Annotated in this window: 21 protein-coding genes, 1 tRNA gene and 1 riboswitch; of the genes, 16 read left to right on the top strand and 6 right to left on the bottom strand. The window is 62.2% G+C overall.

Annotation, left to right across the window (positions count from 1 at the left end; translation table 11 throughout):
* Nucleotides 1-192 precede the first annotated feature (192 nt).
* The 4 genes from ASC48_RS14195 to ASC48_RS14180 all read left to right on the top strand — a co-directional run bounded on the left by ASC48_RS14195 (nucleotide 193) and on the right by ASC48_RS14180 (nucleotide 5,439).
* Nucleotides 193-1,485, top strand: a complete 1,293-nt coding sequence (locus tag ASC48_RS14195; RefSeq protein ID WP_055456388.1) for an adenylosuccinate synthase — start codon at nucleotides 193-195, stop codon at nucleotides 1,483-1,485.
* Nucleotides 1,486-1,668: 183 nt separating this feature from the next.
* Nucleotides 1,669-3,297: a hypothetical protein gene (locus ASC48_RS14190; RefSeq protein WP_055456387.1), complete on the top strand. Its 1,629-nt coding sequence runs from the start codon at nucleotides 1,669-1,671 to the stop codon at nucleotides 3,295-3,297.
* Between the two features lie 134 nt (nucleotides 3,298-3,431).
* A riboswitch (TPP riboswitch) is annotated at nucleotides 3,432-3,535 on the top strand.
* Nucleotides 3,536-3,764: 229 nt separating this feature from the next.
* Nucleotides 3,765-4,418 carry an ABC transporter permease gene (locus ASC48_RS14185; protein ID WP_082440147.1) on the top strand — a complete coding sequence of 218 codons (654 nt, stop codon included), beginning with the start codon at nucleotides 3,765-3,767 and terminating at the stop codon, nucleotides 4,416-4,418.
* An 82-nt stretch (nucleotides 4,419-4,500) separates the two neighbouring features.
* Nucleotides 4,501-5,439 carry an ABC transporter substrate-binding protein gene (locus ASC48_RS14180; RefSeq protein WP_055456386.1) on the top strand — a complete coding sequence of 313 codons (939 nt, stop codon included), beginning with the start codon at nucleotides 4,501-4,503 and terminating at the stop codon, nucleotides 5,437-5,439.
* Between the two features lie 297 nt (nucleotides 5,440-5,736).
* On the opposite strand, the gene ASC48_RS14175 is transcribed toward ASC48_RS14180, so the two are convergent.
* From ASC48_RS14175 to ASC48_RS14165, 3 genes are all read right to left on the bottom strand, one after another.
* Nucleotides 5,737-7,932 carry a CHASE2 domain-containing protein gene (locus ASC48_RS14175; RefSeq protein WP_244270065.1) on the bottom strand — a complete coding sequence of 732 codons (2,196 nt, stop codon included), beginning with the start codon at nucleotides 7,930-7,932 and terminating at the stop codon, nucleotides 5,737-5,739.
* A 120-nt stretch (nucleotides 7,933-8,052) separates the two neighbouring features.
* Nucleotides 8,053-8,943, bottom strand: a complete 891-nt coding sequence (gene rpoH, locus ASC48_RS14170; RefSeq protein ID WP_055456385.1) for an RNA polymerase sigma factor RpoH — start codon at nucleotides 8,941-8,943, stop codon at nucleotides 8,053-8,055.
* 174 nt (nucleotides 8,944-9,117) lie between these two features.
* Nucleotides 9,118-10,143 carry an RluA family pseudouridine synthase gene (locus tag ASC48_RS14165; protein ID WP_055456384.1) on the bottom strand — a complete coding sequence of 342 codons (1,026 nt, stop codon included), beginning with the start codon at nucleotides 10,141-10,143 and terminating at the stop codon, nucleotides 9,118-9,120.
* Here ASC48_RS14165 and ASC48_RS14160 point away from each other — a divergent pair.
* Entirely contained in the window at nucleotides 10,142-10,519 is a 378-nt protein-coding gene (locus ASC48_RS14160; protein WP_055456383.1) for a hypothetical protein, read from the top strand. The genes ASC48_RS14165 and ASC48_RS14160 overlap by 2 nt on opposite strands.
* 115 nt (nucleotides 10,520-10,634) lie before the next feature.
* A tRNA-Glu gene (locus ASC48_RS14155) sits at nucleotides 10,635-10,709 on the top strand.
* A 139-nt stretch (nucleotides 10,710-10,848) separates the two neighbouring features.
* Here ASC48_RS14155 and ASC48_RS14150 read toward each other — a convergent pair.
* Nucleotides 10,849-12,021 carry a coiled-coil domain-containing protein gene (locus tag ASC48_RS14150; RefSeq protein WP_141658967.1) on the bottom strand — a complete coding sequence of 391 codons (1,173 nt, stop codon included), beginning with the start codon at nucleotides 12,019-12,021 and terminating at the stop codon, nucleotides 10,849-10,851.
* A gap of 120 nt (nucleotides 12,022-12,141) precedes the next feature.
* A complete protein-coding gene (locus ASC48_RS14145) occupies nucleotides 12,142-12,774 on the bottom strand; it encodes a DUF1134 domain-containing protein (protein WP_055456381.1) in 633 nt (210 codons plus the stop codon).
* Between the two features lie 340 nt (nucleotides 12,775-13,114).
* On the opposite strand from ASC48_RS14145, the gene ASC48_RS14140 reads away from it, so the two are divergent.
* From ASC48_RS14140 to ASC48_RS14105, 8 genes are all read left to right on the top strand, one after another.
* The gene (locus ASC48_RS14140) at nucleotides 13,115-13,552 is read left to right on the top strand and encodes a YHS domain-containing (seleno)protein (RefSeq protein ID WP_055456380.1); all 438 of its coding nucleotides are present in this window, start codon (nucleotides 13,115-13,117) and stop codon (nucleotides 13,550-13,552) included.
* 104 nt (nucleotides 13,553-13,656) lie between these two features.
* Nucleotides 13,657-14,298, top strand: coding sequence for a histidine phosphotransferase ChpT (gene chpT / locus ASC48_RS14135; RefSeq protein ID WP_055456379.1), 642 nt, complete (start codon nucleotides 13,657-13,659; stop codon nucleotides 14,296-14,298).
* Between the two features lie 133 nt (nucleotides 14,299-14,431).
* On the top strand, nucleotides 14,432-17,185 hold the full coding sequence (locus ASC48_RS14130) for a hybrid sensor histidine kinase/response regulator (RefSeq protein WP_055456378.1): 2,754 nt from the start codon (nucleotides 14,432-14,434) through the stop codon (nucleotides 17,183-17,185).
* A complete protein-coding gene (locus ASC48_RS14125; protein WP_019965073.1) occupies nucleotides 17,182-17,661 on the top strand; it encodes a chemotaxis protein CheW in 480 nt (159 codons plus the stop codon). The genes ASC48_RS14130 and ASC48_RS14125 overlap by 4 nt, the downstream gene beginning before the upstream one ends.
* A gap of 43 nt (nucleotides 17,662-17,704) precedes the next feature.
* Complete coding sequence (locus tag ASC48_RS14120; RefSeq protein ID WP_026355815.1) at nucleotides 17,705-18,070, top strand: response regulator; 366 nt, start codon at nucleotides 17,705-17,707, stop codon at nucleotides 18,068-18,070.
* A gap of 21 nt (nucleotides 18,071-18,091) precedes the next feature.
* The gene (locus ASC48_RS14115; protein ID WP_055456377.1) at nucleotides 18,092-19,288 is read left to right on the top strand and encodes a protein-glutamate methylesterase/protein-glutamine glutaminase; all 1,197 of its coding nucleotides are present in this window, start codon (nucleotides 18,092-18,094) and stop codon (nucleotides 19,286-19,288) included.
* Entirely contained in the window at nucleotides 19,285-20,160 is an 876-nt protein-coding gene (locus tag ASC48_RS14110) for a CheR family methyltransferase (RefSeq protein WP_055456376.1), read from the top strand. Before ASC48_RS14115 ends, ASC48_RS14110 begins: the two co-directional genes overlap by 4 nt.
* Nucleotides 20,161-20,346: 186 nt before the next feature.
* Nucleotides 20,347-21,333 (top strand): MBL fold metallo-hydrolase, encoded by a 987-nt coding sequence (locus tag ASC48_RS14105; RefSeq protein WP_167345145.1) that lies wholly within the window; start codon nucleotides 20,347-20,349, stop codon nucleotides 21,331-21,333.
* 143 nt (nucleotides 21,334-21,476) lie between these two features.
* Here ASC48_RS14105 and ctrA read toward each other — a convergent pair whose 3' ends face one another.
* On the bottom strand, nucleotides 21,477-22,169 hold the full coding sequence (gene ctrA, locus ASC48_RS14100; RefSeq protein ID WP_019965068.1) for a response regulator transcription factor CtrA: 693 nt from the start codon (nucleotides 22,167-22,169) through the stop codon (nucleotides 21,477-21,479).
* 372 nt (nucleotides 22,170-22,541) lie between these two features.
* On the opposite strand from ctrA, the gene fliI reads away from it, so the two are divergent.
* Nucleotides 22,542-23,867 carry a flagellar protein export ATPase FliI gene (gene fliI, locus ASC48_RS14095; RefSeq protein ID WP_055456374.1) on the top strand — a complete coding sequence of 442 codons (1,326 nt, stop codon included), beginning with the start codon at nucleotides 22,542-22,544 and terminating at the stop codon, nucleotides 23,865-23,867.
* Nucleotides 23,868-23,896: 29 nt separating this feature from the next.
* Nucleotides 23,897-24,304 (top strand): flagellar export protein FliJ, encoded by a 408-nt coding sequence (gene fliJ / locus ASC48_RS14090; RefSeq protein WP_019965066.1) that lies wholly within the window; start codon nucleotides 23,897-23,899, stop codon nucleotides 24,302-24,304.
* Nucleotides 24,305-24,350 lie beyond the last annotated feature (46 nt).

Here is a 24,350-nt window from a genome sequence, read left to right as displayed (position 1 = left end):
TTGCCCGGCAGTTAGCGCCACCCGGAATGCGAGGCTCCCATCCGTCAATTTCTTCCGTTTCGGGCTCGCAACTCTTGGCGGAAGTGGCTATAGTCCGCGCGTTTGCCCCGGCCATGTACCGGGGTTTTGTGTGCTGGTGCCCGGAAAAAGCGGCCCCGGCAGATGGTTCCTTTTGAGAAGGGTATGGCACCCATGGCCAATGTTGTTGTCGTCGGTTCGCAATGGGGCGATGAAGGCAAGGGCAAGATCGTCGACTGGCTCTCGGAGCAGGCCGATGTGATTGTCCGTTTCCAGGGCGGGCATAATGCCGGCCATACGCTCGTGATCGACGGCGTCAGCTACAAGCTGTCCCTGCTGCCCTCCGGCGTCGTGCGCCCGGGCAAGCTGTCGGTGATCGGCAATGGCGTGGTGCTGGACCCGCATGCGCTGGTGTCGGAAATCGGCCGCCTGCGCGATCAGGGCGTCACCGTGAACCCGGAAACCCTGCGCATCGCCGAAAATGCGACGCTGATCCTGTCGCTGCACCGCGAACTGGATGCGCTGCGCGAGAACTCCAGCACCGGCACGCGCATCGGCACCACGGGCCGCGGCATTGGCCCGGCCTATGAGGATAAGGTGGGCCGCCGGTCCATCCGTCTGATGGACCTTGCCAATCTGGAGACGCTGCCGGCCAAGATCGACCGGCTGCTGGCGCATCACAATCCGCTGCGCCGGGGCCTCGGCGAGAGCGAAATTTCCGCGCAGGCCATCTTCGAGGAACTGTCCTCCGTGGCTGGCACCGTGCTGCCCTACATGGATTCGGTGTGGAAGCTGCTCGACGGCCAGCGCCGCGAAGGCAAGCGCCTGCTGTTTGAAGGCGCGCAGGGCGCATTGCTCGACATCGACCACGGCACCTATCCTTACGTGACCTCGTCCAACACGGTTGCCGGTCAGGCTGCCACCGGCTCGGGCCTTGGCCCCAACGCGGTCGGGTATGTGCTGGGCATCACCAAGGCCTACACCACTCGCGTGGGCGAAGGGCCGTTCCCGACCGAGCAGCAGAACGAAGTCGGCGAATTCCTCGGCACCCGCGGCCATGAATTCGGCACCGTCACGGGCCGCAAGCGCCGCTGCGGCTGGTTCGATGCGGTTCTCGTGCGCCAGACGGTCTGCACTTCCGGCATCACCGGCATCGCACTGACCAAGCTGGATGTTCTGGATGGCCTTGAAGAGCTGAAGATCTGCGTCGGCTATGAACTGGACGGCAAGCGGATCGACTATCTGCCGGCCTCCCAGGGAGCGCAGGCACGTGTGGTGCCGATTTACGAAACCCTGCCGGGCTGGCAGGAATCCACCAAGGGTGCCCGCAGCTGGGCTGATCTTCCGGCGCAGGCCGTGAAATATGTCCGCCATGTGGAGGAGCTGATCGGTGCACCGGTGGCGCTGCTCTCCACCAGCCCGGAGCGCGACGACACCATTCTGGTGCAGAATCCGTTCCAGGACTGACGTGAAATTTATCGGGCGGAATGCTCCCCATTCCGCCCGAAAGTCATGTAAAAACCTGATTGCACATCCTATCTTTGCTGAACACCTCTTGCGCCCGCCGGTGTTGAGCCTACAAATGGGATGGCATGAATACGGAGCTTCCGGTGCGCCGGGTTCAGGCTGGCACCCCTCACGAGCGAGCCAATGGCTGATTACTATTCGATTTTGAAAAAAACGATTGCGTCACTGCCGGAGAACAACGGTTCCGCGCGGCGCAACGTCTACAGCCGCGCCCGAAACGCGATTGTCAGTCAGCTGAAGGCCTATGAGCCGCCGCTTTCCCCGTCCGAGATCACAGCCGAGCAGTTGCGCCTTGAGGAGGCTATCCGCAAGGTTGAGGCAGAGGCTGCGCGCGAAACGCTGATGGCGACGCGCCCGGCGCCCGCTGCGCCCGCGCCCATGGCCCCTGCTGCGGGCTCCAGCGCTCCGGCCGCCCCCCGCACCGAGCCCTATCCGCCCTCTTCGCCCGCGCCGCGCGGGCCGCTGGGCTCTGCCGTGCAGGAAGCCGGAAGGCTGGGGGATGCGTCGTCGAGCGCGGTGCAGACCGCCCGCGATGCCCTCCGCAACGAAAGCACTCCGGCAGAGCCGCCCGTTGAGCGCAGCCAGCCGCGCATGGAGCCTGCCTTCGGGGCGGCGCCTGCAAAGCCGTCCGTTGAACCGGCAGCCCCTGCACTGTCCTCCTACGCTCTTCCCACGCCGAGCCCGCGGCCGGCGCCTGCTGGCGACAGCCTGCGCCCGGATCCGTCCGCACCTGCGCCCGCCGGTGCTGGAAGCGTGAATGCTGCGGCTTACCGGCTTGCGGCTGATGAACCGCGCAAGGGCCGGACACGCGCGCCGCGCCGCGCCCGCACGGCTGGCAATTCGTCTTTCATGTCCTACGTGTTCCTGGGCGGATTTGTGCTGGTGCTGATCGGTATCGGCGCCTTCATCTATTCCCAGCGCTCGCTGATCGCGGGAATATTCTCCTCCAGCGGGGATACGGCCGCAACGACCGCTCCGGCCCCCGAGGCAGGAGCACCGGCGGGCGAGACGGCTGCAAATGGCGAGAATGGCGGCAAGAACACCGACCGTCTGCTGACCGATACGGGTGAGCCTGCGGTTGCCCCCGATGCGCGGACCGTGACGACGACACTCATCACACCGTCGGCCCCGCCGCCGCAGGAGGCGCCTGCTGCCCCGCCCGCCGCCAGCACGGCGCCGGCTCAGACGGCAGAAACGCCCGGTGCGATCGTTGCGCAGAAGGCTTTCCTCTATGAGGAGGGCGAAGATGCCAGCGGCTCCGGCACCGCTTCTGCGGGCAACGTGGCCTGGTCGGTTTCCGAGGAAAACGGCTCCGGCGGACAGGCTGAAACGGTACTCGTGGCGCAGGCCCAGATTCCGGACCGGAACATCAATGTGACGCTGCGAATCAAGCCAAACACCGATTCCTCGCTGCCCGCCAGCCATCTGGTCGAGATCCAGTTCCAGCTTCCTGGCGGCTTCTCCGGCGGGGACGTCTCCAATGTGCCGGGCCTCGTGATGAAGCCGACGGAGGAAGCGCGCGGAGATGCTCTGCTAGGCGCTTCGGTGAAGGTTGCTCCGGGTTACTTCTGGATTGCGCTGTCGAGCGTTGACAGCGAGCGCGACCGTAACCTTGCCCTCATGCGTGAGCGTGGCTGGATCGATATTCCGATGCTCTACGAGAATGGCAAGCGGGCCATCTTCACCATCGAGAAGGGCACCCCGGGCGCCCGGGCTCTGGAACAGGCGCTTGCCGTCTGGCAGCGCGGCTGATCCCGGGCGGCTGCCCGGTTCCGCTTAAGCTTCAAGGCCCCGGCTGTCAATGGGTGACGGCCGGGGCCTTCGGCTTTTGTGACAGGGTGCCGCAAGTTTTGCTTGCCAAGGCGGCATTCAGGCGGCATGTTTCGGGCTGGTCCGAGGGGTGCTCCGATGTGAGCTGAGATGGCGCAAAGCCGAACCCTTAGAACCTGATCCGGGTCATGCCGGCGAAGGGACGGAAACCTTTAGCCATATCCCGGATCTCCAATGTCTTGACCGGCTCGCCGGTGACGGGAGATCCTTTTGTGTCGATAGAACTTCTTTCGGGAAGGCAACCCCTTCCCTCTGCGAGCCCTGTCCGGAATGCGTTTCCGGCCCGTGCAGCCGCTCTCCTGCGCAGCATTGCGCCGGGCCTGACGGTCAGCCTGTCCCTGTTGCTGATCTGGGACCTGGCGGTGCGGTTCCTCGAAATCCCGCCCTACATGCTGCCCGGTCCGCTGAAGGTGCTGGAGGCTTTCCAGCGCCAGAGCGGCTTCCTGCTGTATCACGCCAGCATCACCTTGAGTGAAACCTTGCTGGGCTTTGTCTTCGGCATTGCCGCCGGGGTCATGCTGGCCTTCGTCATGTGGCTGTCGCCGCTGGCGCGGCGCGGGCTGCTGCCGGTGGTTCTGGTGACGCAGGCGCTGCCGGTCTTTGCCATTGCCCCCATTCTGGTGCTCTGGCTCGGCTTCGGCCTTGCTTCTAAGATCGTGATGGCGGTGCTGGTCATCTTTTTTGCCGTCACCTCCACCTTCTTTGACGGCCTCAGGCGGATGGATCAGGGGCTCGCCGATCTGGCGCTGCTCTACCGTGTCAACCGCTGGCAGGAACTGCGCTATTTCCGCCTGCCGTCAGCCATGCCCGCGCTTGCCTCCGGTGTCCGGATTGCAGCGGTCTTCGCCCCCATCGGCGCCATTGTCGGCGAATGGGTCGGTGCCAAGGGCGGGCTCGCCTTCATCATGCTGCAGAGCAATGCCCGGATGCAGACGGACACCATGTTCGCCGCTCTCGCCCTGCTTGCCGCCATGGTTCTGGTCCTGCGCTTCGTAGTCGAGCGCCTGACACGCCGCATGGTGCCCTGGCAGCGCGAGGACTGATCCCCGCGCCCGCATCTGCCGGTCAGGCTGAGGCTGGGCCGGCTCGAACTTCATCCAACACCTGTCTATTGGGAGACCCCGCATGAAACGCATTCTCGCGATGTCGCTGGCCGCTGCTTTGGCCACTGCTGCCCCCGCTTCGGCCGCGGACAAGCTGACCGTTCTGCTCGACTGGTTCGTCAATCCGGACCACGCGCCGCTGGTGGTGGCCAAGCAGAAGGGTTTCTTCGAGGCCGAAGGGCTTGATGTGGACCTGATCGAGCCGGCCGATCCGGCGATGCCGCCGAAGCTGGTCGCGGCAGGGCAGGGGGATATTGCCGTGTCCTATCAGCCGACGCTCCATGCCCAGATCAACGAAGGTATGCCGCTGAAGTGGATCGGCACGCTGGTGGAGACGCCGCTGAACACGCTGATCGTGCTGGAGAATGGCCCCATCAAGACGCTGGCAGACCTCAAGGGCAAGAAGATTGGCTTCTCCGTGTCCGGCTTCGAGGATGCGATGCTCGGCCAGATGCTGCGCTCGCAGGGGCTTTCGATCGGGGACGTGGAGCTCATCAACGTCAATTTCGCTCTGTCGCCGTCCCTGATGACGGGTCAAGTGGATGCGGTGATCGGCGGCTACCGCAATTTCGAGCTCACCCAGATCGAGCTGGAGGGCAAGAAGGGCAAGGCCTTCTTCCCGGAAGAAAACGGCGTGCCCATCTTCGACGAGCTGATCTACGTGGCGGCAAAGGACAAGACCGGGGATCCGCGCTATGTCCGTTTCCTGGCGGCGGTGGAGAAGGCAACGGTCTACCTCACCAACCATCCGGAGGACTCGTGGGAGGCTTTCATTGCGGCTTATCCGAATCTTGATGACGAGCTGAACCGCCGCGCCTGGGGCGACACGCTGCCGCGTTTTGCCAAGCGCCCGGCAGCTCTGGATGCCGGCCGCTATCAGCGCTTTGCCGAGTTTCTGTATGAAAACAAGCTGATCACCAGCGTGCCGCCGGTGGAGGACTATACGGCGGAGCTGCGGTGAGGTGTGAAAGGGGGCCTGTGCGAATATTCGCCGGGCCTTCCACCCTTGCTGCGCCGTCCCGGCCTTGAGCCGGGACCTGTTAGGAAGCTTGTGCTTTTATCAAAGCCTTCCGGTGCTGATGCATCACGCCTTGGAATTGCTCAAGCGCCGCACCAGCTTACCCTCCTTCCGGAGTTAATCTCATTGAGTGCTGGTTACGCCGGGGCCTCCTGACAGGCCCCGGCACAAGGCCGGGGCGGCGCCGGGTGTGGGTCTGGCGGCATTGACCGGTTTGCACCCGTCAAACCTTCCCGCATCTCACGCCATCTCTGTTTCAAGCCTCTCCAGCCGTTCGGCCAGCCGGTCGTAGAAGACGGTGAGTTCCGGCGGGGCGGCATTGCGGCAGTCGGCAAGGGCGGCTGCGGCGGCTTCCGGTTTTCGGTTGTCGAGGGCATCCATCAGCTTCATGTGATGTAATTCGAGTGTCCGGAAGGCTTCGCTGCGGCGGAGCTCCTGATCGCCGATCAGCGCGAAGAGCTTCACAGGCCGGGACTTGCCCTTGAGCGGAATGGCGCCGGCCTCCAGATAGGCAAAGTCAGGGGCCTGCGTGCGGGTGTCTTCCGAGACGACGAGATCGGCGCCGACGCTCTTGCAGCTGGATTCGATCCGGCTTGCCACGTTCACCGCGTCACCAATCACCGAGTAGTTGAAGCGGCGTGAGGAGCCCATGTTGCCGACGCAGGCCTCGCCGGTGTTGAGGCCAATGCCGATCTGCACGCTCTGGGTCTTGAAATTGCGCGCCTTGAAGCCGAAGGCATCTTCCGCATTTAATCGGTCCACTACGTCCAGCATCTTCAGGCTGGCCGCGCAGGCCATGGCAGCGTGGTTCTCCACCCGGACGGGCGCGTTCCAGAAGGCCATGATGCTGTCGCCGATATACTTGTCGATGGTGCCGCCATGGGCCTGGATGGCATCGCTGAGCGGGGACAGCAGTGTATTGAGGAAATGCACCAGCTCTGTCGGCGTCAGCTGTTCGGAAATGGGGGTAAAGCCGCGCACATCCATGAAGAGGATGGTCATGGGCCTCAGCTCCCCGCCCAGAACCAGCTGGTCCGGCTGCTGTTCCAGCTGGCTGACCAGCTCCGGCGAGAGATACTGGCTGAAGGCCTGGCGCACGAAGCGTTTCTCCCGGTCCGTCATCACATAGAGCATGGAGGTGCCGATGGCGAAGACGACGAAGGCGGTGATCGAGGGATAGAGCCCGTCGATCAGAAGGCCGTTCTGGACGAAAAGCAGCAGGGAGCCGCCGAACATCAGGACGGTGAGACAAACGGCAGCAGCGCCGGTGATGAGCCCGCCGGTCAGCGGCAGAAGCACGACAAGGACGAGGCCGGCGAGCAGAACGGCAATGATTTCCGCACCCTCCGCCCAGTCCGGCCGGGAGAGGAAGTTGCCGGAGATGATCTGCTCTGTAGCCTGTGCGTGGATCGAGACGCCCGGCACCTGCTCGCCAAGGGGCGTGGAGCGGATATCAAACAGACCGGCGGCAGAGGTGCCGATGAAAATGATCTGGCCATCGATCAGCGGCTGCACCTTTGGACGCTTCTGCGGGTCGAGAAGGTCGGCGACGGAGACATAGCGCTCGGGCCGGTTCCAGTCGTAATAAACCCAGAACTCGCCGGTTTCAGTCACCGGAACCGAGAAGCTGCCCACTCTGATCCCGTTGATCGCCCCGCCGCCCTTGCCGGTTTCATCCGCCCGTGTGATCAGTCCGGTTGCCCCTTGCGCCACGCGAAGGGCCTCCACCGCCAGGCTGGGGAAGACTTCGGTCCCGTCAGTCACCAGCAGCGGAATGCGGCGGACGATGCCGCCCGTATCATCGGCGCTCAGCGACACGCTGCCGGTGCCGCTCGCAGCCTCCTGCAACGGAAGAATGGCGCCAAGAGCCGAGGCATAGGGTGCGAGCAGGCCGGCGGGGGAGGGGCCTACATGCGCCATGCCGGCCTTCAGTTGCGGCTGCTGCGGTGTGGCGGAAGGCAAAATTGCGAAGCCCAGGATGGAGGGGGCTTCTGCGAGGGCCTGCGCAAACAGCTCATCCGTATCCGGCAGCGATTTGAGCGCGGCCTTCAGATCCGGCGAGGCGGCAATGGAGCTTTCCGGCAGGCTGAGGGCAAGCTGACGCGGCGACGAACGGTCGGCTTCGGCAAAGATCACGTCGAAGGCGATGGCGGCGGCACCCATGCTGTTGAGCGTGTTGACGATTTCCGCCATCCGGTCCCGTGGCCAGGGCCATTGGCCGTAGAGTGCCAGAGAGGCATCGTCGATATCCACCACCCGCACCGGGCTGTCCTGATAGCCGCGAGGGGCCAGCCGCTGATAATAATCGAAGCTCAGTTCGCGCACGGCCTGCAGAAACGGCGGGTCGATGGCACGAATACCTGCAAGGCTGGCCAATGCCGCCAACGTGACGAGCGCAACCCGCGCCCGCTTGCCCATAAAGTGCCCAAACCCCACGCTGATGCAGCCTCCACCCTTTGCGGCGCGTCCAGCCGCAGTCTGCCACGTTAGAAAAGCAAAAAACGGGACGCAAGTGCGAGTCCCGTTTCATCAAATGCCATTGATGCTGGAAATGGATCAGGCCAGAGCTGCCGTCTCCATTTCGCGGGCGCTCTTCTGCACCGCCTTCTGCACCTTCTCAAAGGCGCGCACCTCGATCTGGCGCACGCGCTCGCGGCTCACGCCGAACTCGGTGGAGAGGTCTTCCAGCGTGATCGGTTCTTCCGACAGGCGGCGGGCCTCGAAGATGCGGCGCTCGCGGTCATTGAGAACCGACATGGCATTGCCCAGCAGCTTGCGGCGCATGTCCAGTTCTTCCTGGTCGGCGAGGATTGTCTCCTGGCTTTCGCTTTCGTCCACCAGCCAGTCCTGCCATTCGCCGGAATCGGCTTCCGCAGCCCGGATCGGCGCGTTCAGCGAGGCGTCACCGGCCAGACGGCGGTTCATGGAGATCACGTCTTCTTCCGGCACGCCCAGCTTGGTGGCGATGGCCTGCACCTGATCCGGCTTCAGATCACCTTCGTCCAGCGCCTGGATACGGCCCTTGAGGCGGCGCAGGTTGAAGAACAGGCGCTTCTGATTGGCGGTGGTGCCCATTTTCACCAGCGACCAGGACCGCAGGATATATTCCTGGATCGCGGCCTTGATCCACCACATGGCATAGGTGGCGAGGCGGAAGCCTTTTTCGGGCTCGAAGCGCTTGACGGCCTGCATCAGGCCAACGTTGCCTTCGGATATGACTTCGCCGAGCGGCAGGCCATAGCCACGGTAGCCCATGGCAATCTTGGCGACGAGACGCAGGTGTGAGGTTACGAGCTTTTCGGCGGCAGCAGGGTCTTCATGCTCGCGGTAGCGCTTGGCGAGCATGTATTCTTCCTGCGGTTCCAGCATGGGGAACCGGCGGATTTCGTCGAGATAGCGGCTGAGGCCGCCTTCGCCTGCCGTCAGCACCGGAATGTTCTGGGCCATGAAATGCGCCCCCTTTCCTAAAACCTTCTGCGTTCCCCTACCGGACGTCTGGCAGCACCGCTTGTGCTGCTGCTCAGGGCAAACGCTTCAATGTGGCATCCGTTCCTGGATCACCCTCAGGCTCAAGATATAAGGAAGATCTTGCCGAAAACAGGACCGTAAAGGGGCTGAGACCTAAAATTTTCGTAATGCTTCAAGAAGCGCGGCGAAATCCTCGGGGATCTCGCTTTCAAAATACAGCGTTTCGCCATTGACCGGATGTTCGAAGGCAAGGACGCCGGCGTGCAGCGCCTGACGGGGAAACTCAACGACAGCGCTGCGCAGGGGCTCGGGAAGCGGGTTCGCCTTGGTCTTGAAACCGGCGCCGTAAACCTGATCGCCAATGAGCGGCAGGCCGATATGGGCCATGTGCACACGTATCTGGTGGGTGCGGCCCGTCTCCAGCCGGCATTCCATCAGCGAGGCCAGCGGCGGCTGATCCACCGGGCCGAAGCGCTCGATCACCTGCCAGTGGGTGATGGCCTCACGGCCGCCCTTGCGCACCACGGTCATCTTCTGACGGTTGCTTTCCGAACGGGCCAGATTGGCTTCGATGGTGCCGCGCAGGGCACCTGGTCCGCCCCAGACCAGGGCCAGATAGGCGCGCTCCAGCGGCCCGGTGCGGCCATGGTCGGCAAACTGCTCCGACAGGCCCTGATGGGCACTATCGGTCTTGGCGACAACCAGAAGTCCCGATGTGTCCTTGTCGAGGCGGTGGACGATGCCGGGGCGCTTGACGCCGCCGATGCCCGACAGGCTGTCGCCGCAATGGGCAATCAGTGCGTTCACCAGCGTGCCGGTCCAGTTGCCCGCCCCTGGATGCACGACGAGACCCGCCGGCTTGTCGATGACGATGAGGGCATCATCCTCGTAGACGATGTCGAGCGGGATGTCCTCGCCCTGTGGCTCGGGATCCTCCGGCTCAGGCATGGTCAGGCTCAGGCGGTCGCCCTCCTGCACCTTGTGCTTGGGCTCTTCGACGGTCTTGCCGTTGACCTGCACCTCACCGCCCTTGATAAGGGCCTGTACCCGGTTGCGGCTGAGGCCTTCCAGCTTCGCGGCCATGACGGCATCGAGGCGCTTGCCTGCATCTTCTTCAGAAGCGATAAAGCCGGATGCCCCATCCAGCCCCTGCGGCGCCTGAGGAGAAGTATCGTTCATGACCAATTCCGCCTTCAAAGACCGGGATGTGGAGACCAGCACACATGAGGAGGAAGCTCCTCTGGACCCCGCCGTGCTGCGGGTTCAGACGCGCCTGCGCCGCCTCATGGCGGGCTCCACGCTGATCATGTTCGCCGGATTTGCCGCTCTCTTCGCAGTAATCGTGTACAAGGTCAATTCCGTGGGCAAGGAAAACAGCGGCGTTGCCCTGCCGGAGATGGTGAAACTGGGGGCAGGGGCCGAGGTGCTGGGCCTTTCGCCGGGGGCGGATGGTCGCCTCATCCTGCTGGTGCGGCAGGAGGGCGCGCCCCAGCTGGTGCATCTGGACGCCTCATCTGGCGAAATCCTGGGCCGCACGAAGCTGCTGGCGGAGTGAATGCTCCGGTCCGGCAGCCGGGGAAGGTGTTTTCCCCGGCGGATCAGAACTTTGCCCTTGCATGGCTCCGCTGTTGAGCCTATATGAGCGGCCTCGCAGCACGGTTGCTGCTGGCGCTCCCATCGTCTAGCGGTCAGGACGCCGCCCTCTCACGGCGGAAACAGGGGTTCGATTCCCCTTGGGAGTACCAAGCTCTTCCCTCACATGACGGATATGAGACTACACAGCGTTACGCGCTGCGTTTGGGCTTTGGCGTGTTTCATCCGGGGAAGTCAGTTTCCAGACGTCAACAGCAAGGCAGGCCTGAGCCAAGTTGCCTCAGCTGTACCTCAGGCGACGACCTTCTTTTGCGGGTCTGCCGGGGCAGATGCAGGCGTTGCCGTGACGGCCGAAGGGGCCGTTGCAGCCTGGGCCGCCTGCTGCTGGCTGGCGGCGGCAGCGCTGGCACGTACGATCTTGCCGGCAAGCTGAGCCGGGCTGAGCTGCGTTGGCTGTGCCGGCTTGGCGGCTGCCTTCTTGCGCGTCTTGGCCGGCTGGGGAGCGGCCGGGGCTGGAGCTGAGGTTGGCCGCGATGCGGGCGCCGCAGCCGTGCCGCCCGTCATGGCCTTGGTGATGGATTTAAGCTCGCTGCGAAGATCCTGGACCGTCGTGCTGGACGCCAGTTCACGGCGCAGGCGCAGGTTCTCGCCGCGCACGCGGGTGAGTGCGCGCTCCTGCGCTGCCGCGCGGGCCGCCAGCCTGGCTTTCTCCGTTTCTGCCGCCTGAAGTTCGCTGTCGAGCCGTGTCATCAGCGTCTCGGGCTTTGCGCCGGCCATGTCCAGATGCAGGCTCAGGCGCGCAATGTCGGCCTGAGCGGCAATCAGATCGGCTTCCCTGTCGAGAAGGCGGGCTTCCAGCTGGGCAATCGTCTTGCGTAATGCACTGCCGTCGGCATCCGGTTCCATCTGGCTGGCGAGTGCGCTGCCCCGGAAGGCCTCAAGCTGGCGCTTCATCGTGGCAATCTGCGCTTCCAGCGAAGTGATGGTGGCGAGCGCTGCCGTATCTGCCGTGTCGGCTAGTTCGGGCGCTTCGGCCTCGAAGGTTTTTTCCAGAAGGGCGGAGTAACGGGCGCCCAGTTCGGAGAGGGCGTCCTTCAGGCGGGCTGAATCGCGGCGTTCGGCCTCAAGCTGCTCCTCCAGCGCCTTGTCCTGGCGCAGCTGGGCGTGATGCTCGCGCTCCAGCGCCAGCTGGGCGGGCAGTGCGCGTCCGGCCTCGGCACGGAGCCGGGTGCATTCTTCCTTGAGCCTTGAAAGTTCCCGCTCCAGGCGGCGCAGCTCCACGGCATGTTCGGCGCGCAGCGTGTCACGCGCGGCCATGATCTCGCGATAGCTGGTTGGCGTGGTGGCCAGCACCGCTTCACGTGTCAGGCGCACGGCGCGGTTCCACACGGCAGACAGAACAGCGAGGCCCAGCAGACTGGCTGCCAGGAACCCCAGAAGTCCATACATTGCCGCTTCGATCACACGCCGTCTCGCTGGTTCTGAAGTCTGTTCTGCTGCCAGTTACCTCCATCAATACCGCAGCAGAAAGGGCAGGCCAAGAGGCCAGCCCTGAAAAGCTGCCGTTCAGATAACTTCCGCAGATCAGAAAGGATTCCAGGTCGGGCGCTGGGTGAATTTGAGGTAGCCCATGTTGACGCCGAGGCGGGCGCCGACGCCGGCCCGTACGGGCACGACATAGATGTTGTTATAGGCAAGCACCGTCATACCGAAGCCGCCGACGAGATAGGCCGAGCCATTGACGCCGACATAGCGGCGGTAAATGTCCTCCACCACCGGCAGATTGTAGATCAGCATCATGACACGGGCGCCGTCGCCGCCGAAGTCCCAGCCGATCGACGGGCCCTGCCAGAAGATTTTGTGATTGCCAGCATTGCGGGTGTAGAGGTCGCCCTCGCCGTAACGCGCACCGGCAACGATCGCACCAGACCCTTCTTCGCCCAGAATGTAGCCATTGGGCTCGCCATACTGGCTGACGGCCTTCTCGATGACCGAGGCAAGGCCGCCGGAGATTTCACCGAAGAAGCGATGGCCGGCTTCCAGAATTTCCTGCTGGTTATAGCTGCCGCCCGGAGGTGAGCCCTGGGCCAAAGCGGCCCCTGAGCGGCCCATGAGGGCAGCACTCGCGACCGAGCCGAGCATGAAGCCCATCAACGCGCGCCGGCTGATCGGGCGGCCTTCGCTGGAGCTGGTTCCGGAAGCCTTGCTGTCTGCCATCTTGGTGTTTCTCCAAACTTGAAATTCACAGCCATGCGGCTGAAGCTATTCTCTCTTCAAAGCCTGACCTGACGCTTGCGCCGCACATGGCATGCGCGGGGGAGAGGGGCAGGCGCCATACCGGACAAACGCGCAATCACCTTTGCAGTTCCAGGTTCATTGTCCGTGCCGCCCGTCACTGTTTTCGCTTTGCCTCACCCCGGACGTGTCCCAGTTGGAACGGAACAGGCATTTCGTAGTATGAAGACCAAGCGCTCGAATCATGGCAGCAGGACCCGAATCAATGTCAGAATTTACCTTGAATCTGACAAGGTTATGGCTTCCAGCCAAGCAATTCGCCATGGCGGCCGTTTTCTTTGCGCTCAGTGCCTGCGGAGCGTCTGCCCGTCCGGATTTCTATCTGGCCGATCCGGTCACAGCCTATGCCATTGGCGGCTATGATCCCGTCGCATTTTTTGTCGACGGCTATCCGCGGCTTGGTGACCGCCGGATCGAATTGTCCTGGCGCGGCGTGCGGTGGCTGTTCGTCAACGAGGGCAACAAGGCTGCCTTCGAGCGCGATCCGGAGGTCTATGCCCCGCAATATGGCGGCTGCGGCGCCTATGCGCTGGTGGAAGGCTACGCGACGGCAGGCAATCCGGCCATCTTTGCGGTGGTTGATAGCCGGCTTTATTTCTTTCATACGCCGGTGAACCGCTACCTGTTCCTGACCTCTCTTGAGACCTCCGTCGAGGCAGCGGCGGCAAATGCGATTAAAACTGGCTGTTTGCTGCCTTGAAAGGACTGCATTCCCTTGGCAGGGCCTGCCTGCCTGTGTAACGCTTTGGTACATTTTTCTCGAATCATGTCTGCAGCTGGCCAGATCTGGAGCTTTGTCCGTCCATGTCCGAAATGAAAGATCTCACCTCCCTCGACCTCTCGGCCCTGGTGTCCAGCCGTATCTGTCACGACATCATCTCGCCGGTGGGGGCCATCATCAACGGGCTTGAGGTGCTGGACGAGGACGGCTCCGGCGACATGCGCGAATTCGCCATGGAGCTGATCCGCAAGAGTGCGCGTCAGGCCTCCGCAAAGCTGCAGTTTGCCCGCCTTGCATTTGGCGCGGCTGGCTCTGCCGGGGCAGAAATTGATCTGGGCGATGCCCAGTCCGTGGCGGGCGCGCTCATGGAGAACGAGAAGTCAAATCTCAACTGGCAGATCGACCGGCAGTTGATGCCGAAGAACTTGGTTAAGCTTTTGCTAAACTTGCTTCTGATCGCCAATCAATGCGTGCCGCGCGGGGGCGAGATCACCGTATCGATGACCGGCCAGCCTGCCAGCCCGTCCTTCGAATTGACCGCAAAGGGCGTGAATCCGCGGATTCCGCTGGGCATGCAAGCGACACTGTCGGGCGAAGAGCCCGAGCGCGTCGATGCGCACTCCGTGCAGCCGATTTATACTGTTCTGCTGGCGCGTGAATGCGGCATGAAGATTGATATTGTCAAAGACGACGAGGGCGTAAGGCTTACCGCAACTCAGATATAGAAATCACCGGCAGGAAGCTGAACCCGCTTCAGTCTATCTTAACTGTTTAGGGCCAACCTCACGACATGGACATCCCGGTCCAGCCGTCCCTTCGGGGGCGCGGAACCAGTAACTAGTCGGGTGAGTGCAGGCCATGGACGACCTCCTCAGGGAATTTCTGACCGAGACCAGTGAGAGTCTCGATGTTGTGGACGTTGAGCTTGTCAAGTTCGAGCAAGAGCCAAACAACGCGACCATTCTGGACAACATTTTCCGGCTGGTTCATACCATCAAGGGCACGTGCGGCTTCCTCGGGCTGCCGCGCCTTGAGGGGATTGCCCATGCCGCCGAAACTCTCATGGGCAAGTTCCGTGACGGCGTGCCGGTTACACCGGAGGCGGTGTCGCTCATTCTCAGCTCGATCGACCGGATCAAGGAGATCCTGGCTGATCTGGAAGCTGCAGAAGGCGAAGAGCCGCAGGGCGATGACAGCGATCTGATCTCCGAGCTGGAGCGGATGTCGATGAGCGCGCAGACACCTGCGGCCGCAGCAGCTCCGGAGCCGGAACCGGAACCGGCTGCCGGGGATATGCCGCTGCAGGTCCTTGAGCGCCCCCTGCGCCCCGGTGAAGTTTCGCTTGATGAACTTGAGCGCGCATTCCGCGAGACCGAGGTCGAGATTGCTGCGGTGGAACCCGAGCCCGCCCCTGCACCCAAGGCCCCCGCTGCTGCACCGGCTGCTGCCGAAGCCAAGCCTGCCAAGGCCCCGCGTGCGTCTGTTGCCCGTGATGACGACGGCGAGGACAAGGCTGACAAGAAGGCTGCTGCCGGCGGCGGTGTATCCAACCAGTCCATCCGTGTCGCGGTTGAAACTCTTGAGCACCTGATGACGATGGTGTCCGAGCTGGTGCTGACCCGTAACCAGCTGCTGGAAATCGTCCGCCGTCACGAAGACAGCGAATTCAAGGTGCCGCTGCAGCGTCTGTCCAACGTGACGGCCGAGCTGCAGGAAGGCGTCATGAAGACCCGCATGCAGCCGATCGGCAACGCCTGGCAGAAGCTGCCGCGCATCGTGCGCGACCTGAGCCAGGAACTGGAAAAGCCGATCGAACTGGAAATGATCGGCGCCGAGACGGAACTTGACCGTCAGGTCCTTGAGATGATCAAGGATCCGCTGACCCATATGGTTCGCAACTCCGCCGACCATGGCCTCGAAATGCCTGCGGCCCGCCGTGCAGCCGGAAAGCCTGAAAAGGGTATCATCACCCTGTCCGCTTACCATGAAGGCGGCCACATCATCATTGAGGTCAAGGACGACGGCCGCGGTCTTGATGTCGAAAAGATCAAGGCAAAGGCAATCGAGCGCGGTCTGGCGACCGAAGCCGAACTCGACAAGATGACCGATGCGCAGATCCATCGCTTCATCTTTGCCGCCGGCTTCTCCACCGCTGCCGCCGTCACCAGCGTCTCCGGACGCGGTGTGGGCATGGACGTGGTGCGCAACAACATCGAGCTGATCGGTGGTACGGTTGACCTTCGCTCCACGCCGGGCAAGGGCTCCAGCTTCATCATCAAGATCCCGCTGACGCTCGCCATCGTCTCGACCCTGATCGTCGAGGCCAGCGGTGAACGTTTCGCGATCCCGCAGCTTTCCGTGGTCGAACTGGTCCGCGTGCAGACCAACTCCGAGCACCGTATCGAACGCATCAAGGACACGCCGGTTCTGCGTCTGCGCAACAAGCTGCTGCCGCTGCTGCATCTGTCGCAGCTGCTTGGTATCTATGAGGGCGAAAACGCAGAGAAGGCCATCGACGAGGACAACGGCTTCATCGTTGTCATGCAGGTCGGCAGCCAGACCTTCGGCGTCGTGGTGGATGGTGTCTTCCACACCGAGGAAATCGTGGTCAAGCCCATGTCCTCGATGCTGCGCAACCTCAACATGTTCTCCGGCAACACCATTCTGGGTGATGGCTCGGTGATCATGATCATCGATCCGAACGGCATCGCTTCTGCGATGGCCAGCCATGCTTCCAGTGCGGTGGCCGAACAGAACGAAGAGAACGAAGACGCACGCAACCGCGTCGGTGAAGGCCAGAAGCCGATCTCGCTGCTGCTGTTCCGTGCCGGGGCGCCCGAGCCGAAGGCCGTGCCGCTGTCGCTGGTCACGCGTCTGGAAGAGTTCGAGGTCTCCAAGATCGAACGCTCCAACGGCCGCGATCTGGTTCAGTACCGCGGTGCCCTCATGCCGCTCGTCTATGTCAACGAAGGCGACCACCACAAGACGGAAGGCACCCAGCCGATGCTGGTGTTCTCCGACAGCGGCCGCTCCATGGGCCTCGTCGTCGACGAGATCGTGGACATCGTTGAAGACCGCCTGAACATCGAGGTTGGCTCGGAGCGTCCGGGTATCCTGGGTTCGGCCGTCATCAAGGAGCGCGCAACCGAAATTCTCGACCTCGGCTACTACCTGCCGCAGGCCTTCGAGGACTGGTTCATGCGCAAGGAGATGGACATCCGCTCACTGACCAAGAAGATCCTCTTCGTCGACGACTCGGCCTTCTTCCGCAACATGCTGACGCCCGTGCTCAAGGCTGCCGGCTACGACGTCACCACCTGCACCGGTCCGGACGAAGCGTTCGAACTGCTGGAGAGCGGTGTCGAGTTCCAGGCCATCGTCAGCGACATCGAGATGCCGCGCGTCAACGGCTTCGAGTTCTGCGAAACCCTGCGCCGCGATCCGCGCTTCCGCAAGATCCCGATCCTGGCCCTGTCGGCCATGGTCACGCCGGCATCCATCGAGCGCGGCCGTCAGGCAGGCTTTGATGACTATGTGGCAAAGTTCGACCGTCCGGGCCTGATCGCAGCCCTCAAGGATGTGTTCTCTGGTGAAATGGGAGTGGCCGCATGAGTGCCATTGATCACAATCTCGCCGGTTCCGGCAGCGACATGATCCAGTACGTCACCGTGGTGATCGGTGGCCAGCTGTTCGGTCTGCCGATTTCCCAGGTGCACGACGTGTTCGTGCCGGAGAGCGTCACCCGGGTGCCGCTGTCCGCTCCGGAAGTGGCCGGTGTGCTGAACCTGCGCGGCCGTATCGTCACTGCCATCGACATGCGCCGCCGCCTGCATCTGCCGCCCCGTCAGGACGGCCAGATGATGGCTGTCGGCATCGAGTACAAGCACGAATCCTACGGGCTTGTGATCGATACGGTGGGTGAGGTGCTGACCCTGTCGGCCAAGACGGCGGAACCTAACCCGCAGAACCTCGACAAGCGCTGGTCGGAAATCTCGGGCGGTGTGCACCGCCTGGATGGCCAGTTGATGGTGATCCTTGATGTAGAGCGCCTGCTCGGGGCGATGATGAATGAGCCCATGGCCGCTTGAGGCCATGGATGCTCAGAACCCGGGTACTATGGAGAACAGGCAGATGAAACAGTGTCTTGTAGTGGACGATTCCAGCGTGATCCGCAAGGTCGCACGCCGGATTCTTGAGGACCTCCATTTCGAGATCACCGAAGCCGAGGATGGGCAGCAGGCACTGGATGCCTGCCGCAACCAGATGCCTGATGCCATCCTGCTCGACTGGAACATGCCGGTCATGGATGGCCTCGAGTTTCTGACCAGCCTTCGCCGCGAGCCCGGCGGCGACAAGCCTGTCGTGGTCTTCTGCACGACGGAAAACGATGTAGCGCACATTGCCCGTGCCATCCGGGCGGGTGCGAACGAATACATCATGAAACCTTTCGACCGGGAAATCGTCGAGGCGAAATTCCAGGAAGTCGGTCTGATCTAACCCTTTCACAGGGCAGCCAGGATGGCATTTGCACAGACAAATATTACCACGGGATCCACACCAAACACCGACCCCATCCGCGTGATGGTGGTTGATGATGCGGTGGTCATCCGTGGGCTTCTCGGCCGTTGGCTGGATGCGGACCCGGCGCTTGCCGTGGTCGCATCGCACCGGAACGGCAAGCTGGCTGTTGATGATATTTTGCGCAGCAACCCGGACGTTGTTGTGCTTGATATTGAAATGCCGGAAATGGACGGTCTGACGGCGCTGCCGCTCATGCTGGCCAAGAAGCGTGATCTCATCGTGGTCATGTCCTCAACGCTGACGCGCCGCAACGCCGAGATCTCTCTCAAGGCGCTGTCGCTGGGTGCTGCGGACTATGTGCCCAAACCGGAGAGCACCTCGGAGCTGACCACTTCGGTCGATTTCCGCCGGGAGCTTCTGGACAAGGTCAAGGCGCTCGGAGAGCGTGCCCGCCGTATCAACAGCCGCGCCCGCGTCATGCGTGCAGAAACGGCCGCTGGACGTACGGCTTCGCAGGCGCCCGTGGGCGCGCTGGCGACCCGCCCGGCATTGGCAACCCGTGCCGAAGCGCCGAAGCAGGGCCTGCAGACCAAGCCCTATTCGTCGGCACGTCCGCGGATTCTGGCGATTGGCAGCTCGACCGGCGGTCCGCAGGCGCTGCAGCAGGTCATGCGCGATATCGGGCCGGTGATTGGCGACATTCCGGTCGTTGTCACACAGCATATGCCGCCCACTTTCACCGCGATCCTGGCCGAGCATATCGGCAAGGCCGCGATGCGCCCCTCCAAGGAAGGGCAAACGGGAGACGTGCTGCAGCCGGGACACATCTACGTGGCGCCAGGCGGCAAGCACATGATCCTGGAAAAGGACGGCGGTGCGGTCAAGATCCGCTTGACGGACGATCCTCCGGTAAACTTCTGCAAACCTGCCGTCGATCCGATGTTTGACAGCGTTGCCAAGGCCTATGGCTCTGCAACACTGGCGCTCATCCTGACGGGCATGGGCTCGGACGGCGCGAATGGTGTGAAGACCATTTCGGCTGGCGGAGGCAGCATTATCACCCAGGACGAGGCTTCCAGCGTTGTCTGGGGCATGCCTGGTGCAGCTGCCAATACGGGCCTGTGCAGCGACATTCTGCCGCTCATGGAAATTGGACCCAAAATTGTGCGCGTGTTGAAGGGGACTATCCGATGACACCGGCCGAATATGAATTTCTCAAACGCTTCCTGAAGGAGCGGTCCGGTCTGGTCTTGTCTGACGACAAGCAGTATCTGGTCGAGAGCCGCTTGGTGCCGGTGGCGCGCAAGAATGGCATTGACGGCCTGTCCGCGCTCGTGGGCTCGCTGCAGCGCGGCGGCAACGCCATGCTGGCCAATGCGGTGGTGGAAGCGATGACGACCAACGAGTCGTTCTTCTTCCGCGACAAGACGCCGTTCGATCATTTCACCAACATCATGCTGCCGGCAATGCTGCAAAGCCGCGCCAGCAGCCGCAACGTGCGCATCTGGTGTGCGGCGGCCTCCACCGGCCAGGAGCCCTATTCTCTGGGCATCTGTCTGAAGGAAAATGCGGCCAAGGTTGCCGGCTGGCGCTTCCGGATCCTTGGCACCGATCTGTCCTCGGAAGTGCTGGAGAAGGCCAAGACCGGCATCTACAGCCAGTTCGAAGTGCAGCGCGGCCTGCCGATCCAGATGCTGCTGAAGTATTTCTCGCAGCAGGGTGATCTGTGGCAGATCAACCCGGACCTGCGCGCCATGATCGAGTGGCGCAAGCTGAACCTTTTGGAGAATTTCAGCCACCTGGGCGAGTTCGACATCGTGTTCTGCCGGAACGTGCTGATCTATTTCGACCAGCAGACCAAGGTGGATATCCTTCACCGCATCGCCAAGATGATGCCGGATGACGGATACCTGGTGCTCGGCGCAGCTGAAACCGTGGTGGGCCTGACCGATGCCTTCCAGCCCGTGCCTGGCCAGCGTGGCCTGTATCAGCTCAAGCAGGCGGCGGCAAAGCCCGTGTCCCGCTTTGCCGCCGCTGGTGCAACGTCTGCCTTTGGCCTGAAGTAAGCTGCCCTGATATCTCTTGTGTTGATGGCCGCCCAATCAGGGCGGCCATTTTCTTTTCGTCTTCACGATCGTGTCAGATCGCGTGCTTCTGCTTGATCTCAACCTGCCGTGCTCCACCTTCGATCCCGATACCTGAGGCATTCTGCCTCAGTCCATGAGTGACTGATCATGTGGAGAACCGGGATGATGGATCAGCCAGTTTCATTCAACCGCCGCCATATTCTGGCCGGAGGGGCTGCAGGTCTGACGGCTGCAGGGGCAGCAGGCCTTGGCCTGGGCCTTGCACCGCTTCAGGCACAGGCGGCAGCACCAATGCAGACGGAGGCGCTTCTGTCCGTCTCCCGCTTCAAGGTGGGCGCCTTCGAGGTGACGGCCCTTCTGGACGGGGCTGCGGTGAGCGAGGAGCCGCAGAAGACCTTCGGCATGAATGTGCCTGCCGATCAGTTCAACGCTGTGTCCGAGGCAAATTTCCTGCCGGTCGACAAGTTCCGCAATTCCTTCACGCCCATACTCGTCAATACCGGTGAGCAGCTGGTGCTGTTTGATACCGGTGTGGGTGAGGGCGGACGCCCCGACCGTGGCAACATGCGGGCGGCACTGCAGGCAGCCGGGTATACGCCAGAGCAGGTGGATATTGTGGTGCTGACCCATATGCACCCGGACCACATCGGCGGCATGCTGGAGGGCGGCAATCCCGCTTTCCCGAATGCGGTCTATGTTGCGGGCCAGGCCGAGTATGATTTCTGGGCCGCGCAGGATCCGGCCAGCAATGGCGTGGCCAAGCTGATGGAAACCCACGTCAAGCCTTTCGCCGAAAAGATGACCTTCATTGGTGACGGTGGCTCCGTGGTTTCCGGCATCACCGGCATGGATGCTGCCGGGCATACGCCGGGCCACATGATCTACAATCTGGAATCGGAAGGCCGGCGCCTGGTGCTGACCGCAGACATGACCAATCATTTTGTCTGGTCGCTGGCCCATCCGGACTGGGAAGTGCGTTTCGACATGGACAAGGCCGCCGCAGCAGCCACGCGCCGCAAGGTGCTGGGTATGATTGCGGCCGACCGTGTGGCCTTCGCCGGCTATCACATGCCGTTCCCGGCCGTTGGATTTGTCGAGACCAATGGCGATGGCTTCCGGTACGTTCCGGCCGCCTATCAGCTGAATCTCTAAGCGAAGCGCGGCGTATGTCTGCTAGCCCGCGTCCGGGAAGCCGGGCGCGGGCTTTTGCAAATTGCAAGCCTGCGGATCATAAAGAAAAACCCCCGGCCTTGCGGACGGAGGTTTTCCGAAGCGGATGAAGCGGGGAGGTCGTATCAGGCCGCCACTTCCATGTCGGGCTCGCGCAGCACATAGCCGCGGCCCCAGACCGTTTCGATGTAGTTCTTGCCGGAGGTGGCCGACGCAAGCTTCTTGCGCAGCTTGCAGATGAACACGTCGATGATCTTCAGTTCCGGCTCGTCCATGCCACCATAAAGGTGATTCAGGAACATTTCCTTGGTCAGGGTCGTGCCCTTGCGCAGGGACAGGAGTTCCAGCATCTGGTACTCCTTGCCGGTCAGGTGGACGCGCTGGCCAGCGACTTCCACCGTCTTGGTGTCGAGGTTGACGCGCAGGTCGCCGGTGACGATCACGGACTGTGCGTGACCCTTCGAACGGCGGACAATGGCGTGGATACGGGCAACCAGCTCGTCCTTGTGGAACGGCTTGGTCATGTAGTCGTCTGCACCGAAGCCGAGGCCGCGCACCTTGTCCTCGATACCGGCAAGACCGGAGAGGATCAGGATCGGCGTCTTGACCTTGGAAACGCGCAGTGTCCGAAGGACTTCGTAACCTGACATATCCGGCAGGTTAAGATCCAGCATAATGATGTCGTAGTCGTACAGCTTGCCGAGGTCGATGCCTTCCTCGCCAAGATCTGTCGTGTAGACGTTGAAATTCTCGGACTTCAGCATCAATTCGATGCTCTGCGCAGTGGCGCTATCGTCCTCAATCAACAATACACGCATGTCAATCCCCTTGTGCTGCCTATTCTGGGCAAATCGCAACAGTTCAGCCGGTGCGTGCGCTACGTAGGACTGATGTCAACCCCGACTCACTTCGTGAATTATGGTTAACAAATTCTGATTCCCCGCAGCAAGCACCAATAGTCCGAAACTGTGAAAAAACGCCCAGTCACGTGAGAGCCCGGGCACCCGGGGCTTTCATATGCGTTAACGTTTTACATCAGGGAACCAGGCTAGCTGATTCCAATCAGACTCGTTTGACCTTACCATCACGCCCTGAAATGGCTTTCGCCTCTCAACGCTTCGTTCATTAACATTAAGCAGAGATGTAAACGTTCGGTTACCAGCGGCCCACGGATCGAGAGGAAGTTTGGTGTGAAGGCACTTTTTGCAGAGATCGAATCGTTGATGCCCGCTCAGATATGGGGCCGGGTTGTGGCGGTGCAGGGTCTCCTTGTCGAAATTGCCGGTCCCATTCATGAGATGAGTGTTGGCGCACGGCTGGCCATCGACATCGGCGATGGCATTCCTCCAGTCTTTGCAGAGGTCGTGGGCTTCCGCTCCGGTCATGCGCTGTGCATGCCGTTTTCGGGCCTCGAAGGCGTGCGCATGGGATGCCGCGCCCTTGTCGCCTCGCGCGACAGTGTCGTGCATCCGGCGGCCAGCTGGCTTGGCCGGGTCATCAATGCCATGGGCGAGCCGATTGATGGCAAGGGGCCGCTTCAGGGCGGCGATGCGGCGAAACGTCTGCGTACTGCGCCACCCCCTGCCGCTGACCGGGCCCGCGTCGGCCCGCCGCTGGATCTGGGGGTGAGAGCGCTCAACACCTTTGTCACCTGCTGTGAGGGTCAGCGTATCGGCATCTTTGCCGGTTCCGGTGTGGGCAAGTCGGTGCTGATGTCGATGCTGGCGCGCAACACGGATTGCGATGTGTCGGTCATCGGCCTCATTGGCGAGCGTGGGCGCGAGGTGCAGGAGTTCATCGAGGATGATCTGGGCGAGGAGGGGCTGGCCCGTTCTGTCGTTGTCGTTGCCACGTCGGATGAGAGCGTACTGATGCGACGTCAGGCCGCCTATCTGGCCATGACGGTTGCGGAATATTTCCGCGATGAGGGCAAGAAAGTGCTGTGCATGATGGATTCGATCACCCGCTTTGCCATGGCACAGCGCGAGATCGGCCTGTCCATTGGCGAGCCGCCCACATCCAAGGGCTATACTCCGACTGTTTTTACCGAATTGCCGCGCCTGCTGGAACGTGCCGGTCCCGGGAAGGTCGGAAGCGGTTCGATCACTGGCCTGTTCACCGTGCTTGTGGAAGGCGACAACCACAATGAGCCCGTGGCCGATGCGGTGCGCGGCATTCTGGATGGACACGTGGTGATGGAACGCTCGATTGCCGAAAGAGGGCGGTATCCGGCCATCAATGTGCTAAAGTCCGTTTCACGAACCATGCCGCGCTGTGTTCCGCAGGATTATCTCCCGGTTCTGCGCAAGGCCAAGGCGCTGATGGCGACTTTTGCGGACATGGAAGAACTCATTCGCCTTGGTGCTTACCGGCGCGGGTCGGACCCCTTGGTGGACGAGGCGATTTCACGTCATGATGCGCTTGAGACATTTCTGACACAGGGCAAGGGCGAGGCGACACCTCTGGATGACGGGTACATGCAGCTTGCCAACCTTTTGGAAATGACTCCGGGTTAGAGTGCGCCTTGTAAGGGGAGTACCGAGTAATGAAGTCCCGAGAAAGCCTCATTCGCCTGAAGCGGTTCCAGGTGGACGAAAAGCGCCGCCAGGTGACCCAGATTGAGTCGATGATCGCCGAATTCCACCGCATGGCGGATGAACTCGACGATCAGATCCGGACTGAGCAGGAGCGTGTCGGCATCACCGACGTCACGCATTTTGCCTATCCGACTTTTGCAAAGGCTGCGGCAACGCGGCGCGACAATCTGCGCAACTCCGCGCATGAGCTGGACGACCAGCTTGAAAAGGCTCGCGACGAGCTGAGCGAAGCGATTGAAGAGCTGAAGAAATTCGAACAGCTTGAAGAGCGCGACCATCAGCGGGAGCGGGAAGCACAGGAGCAGGCAGAGCAGGATCAGCTGGACGAAGTCGCAGGACGCGTACGCGCCCGCTGATCGGAATTTTCAGAACGGACACGGGGCTCGCATGGATGTGCGGGCC

This window comes from Pannonibacter indicus, from assembly GCF_001418225.1.
GTDB classification, from domain to species: Bacteria; Pseudomonadota; Alphaproteobacteria; order Rhizobiales; family Stappiaceae; genus Pannonibacter; species Pannonibacter indicus.
Note: the sequence above shows the minus strand (reverse complement) of the source record. Positions and strands in the feature narration are given on the sequence as shown.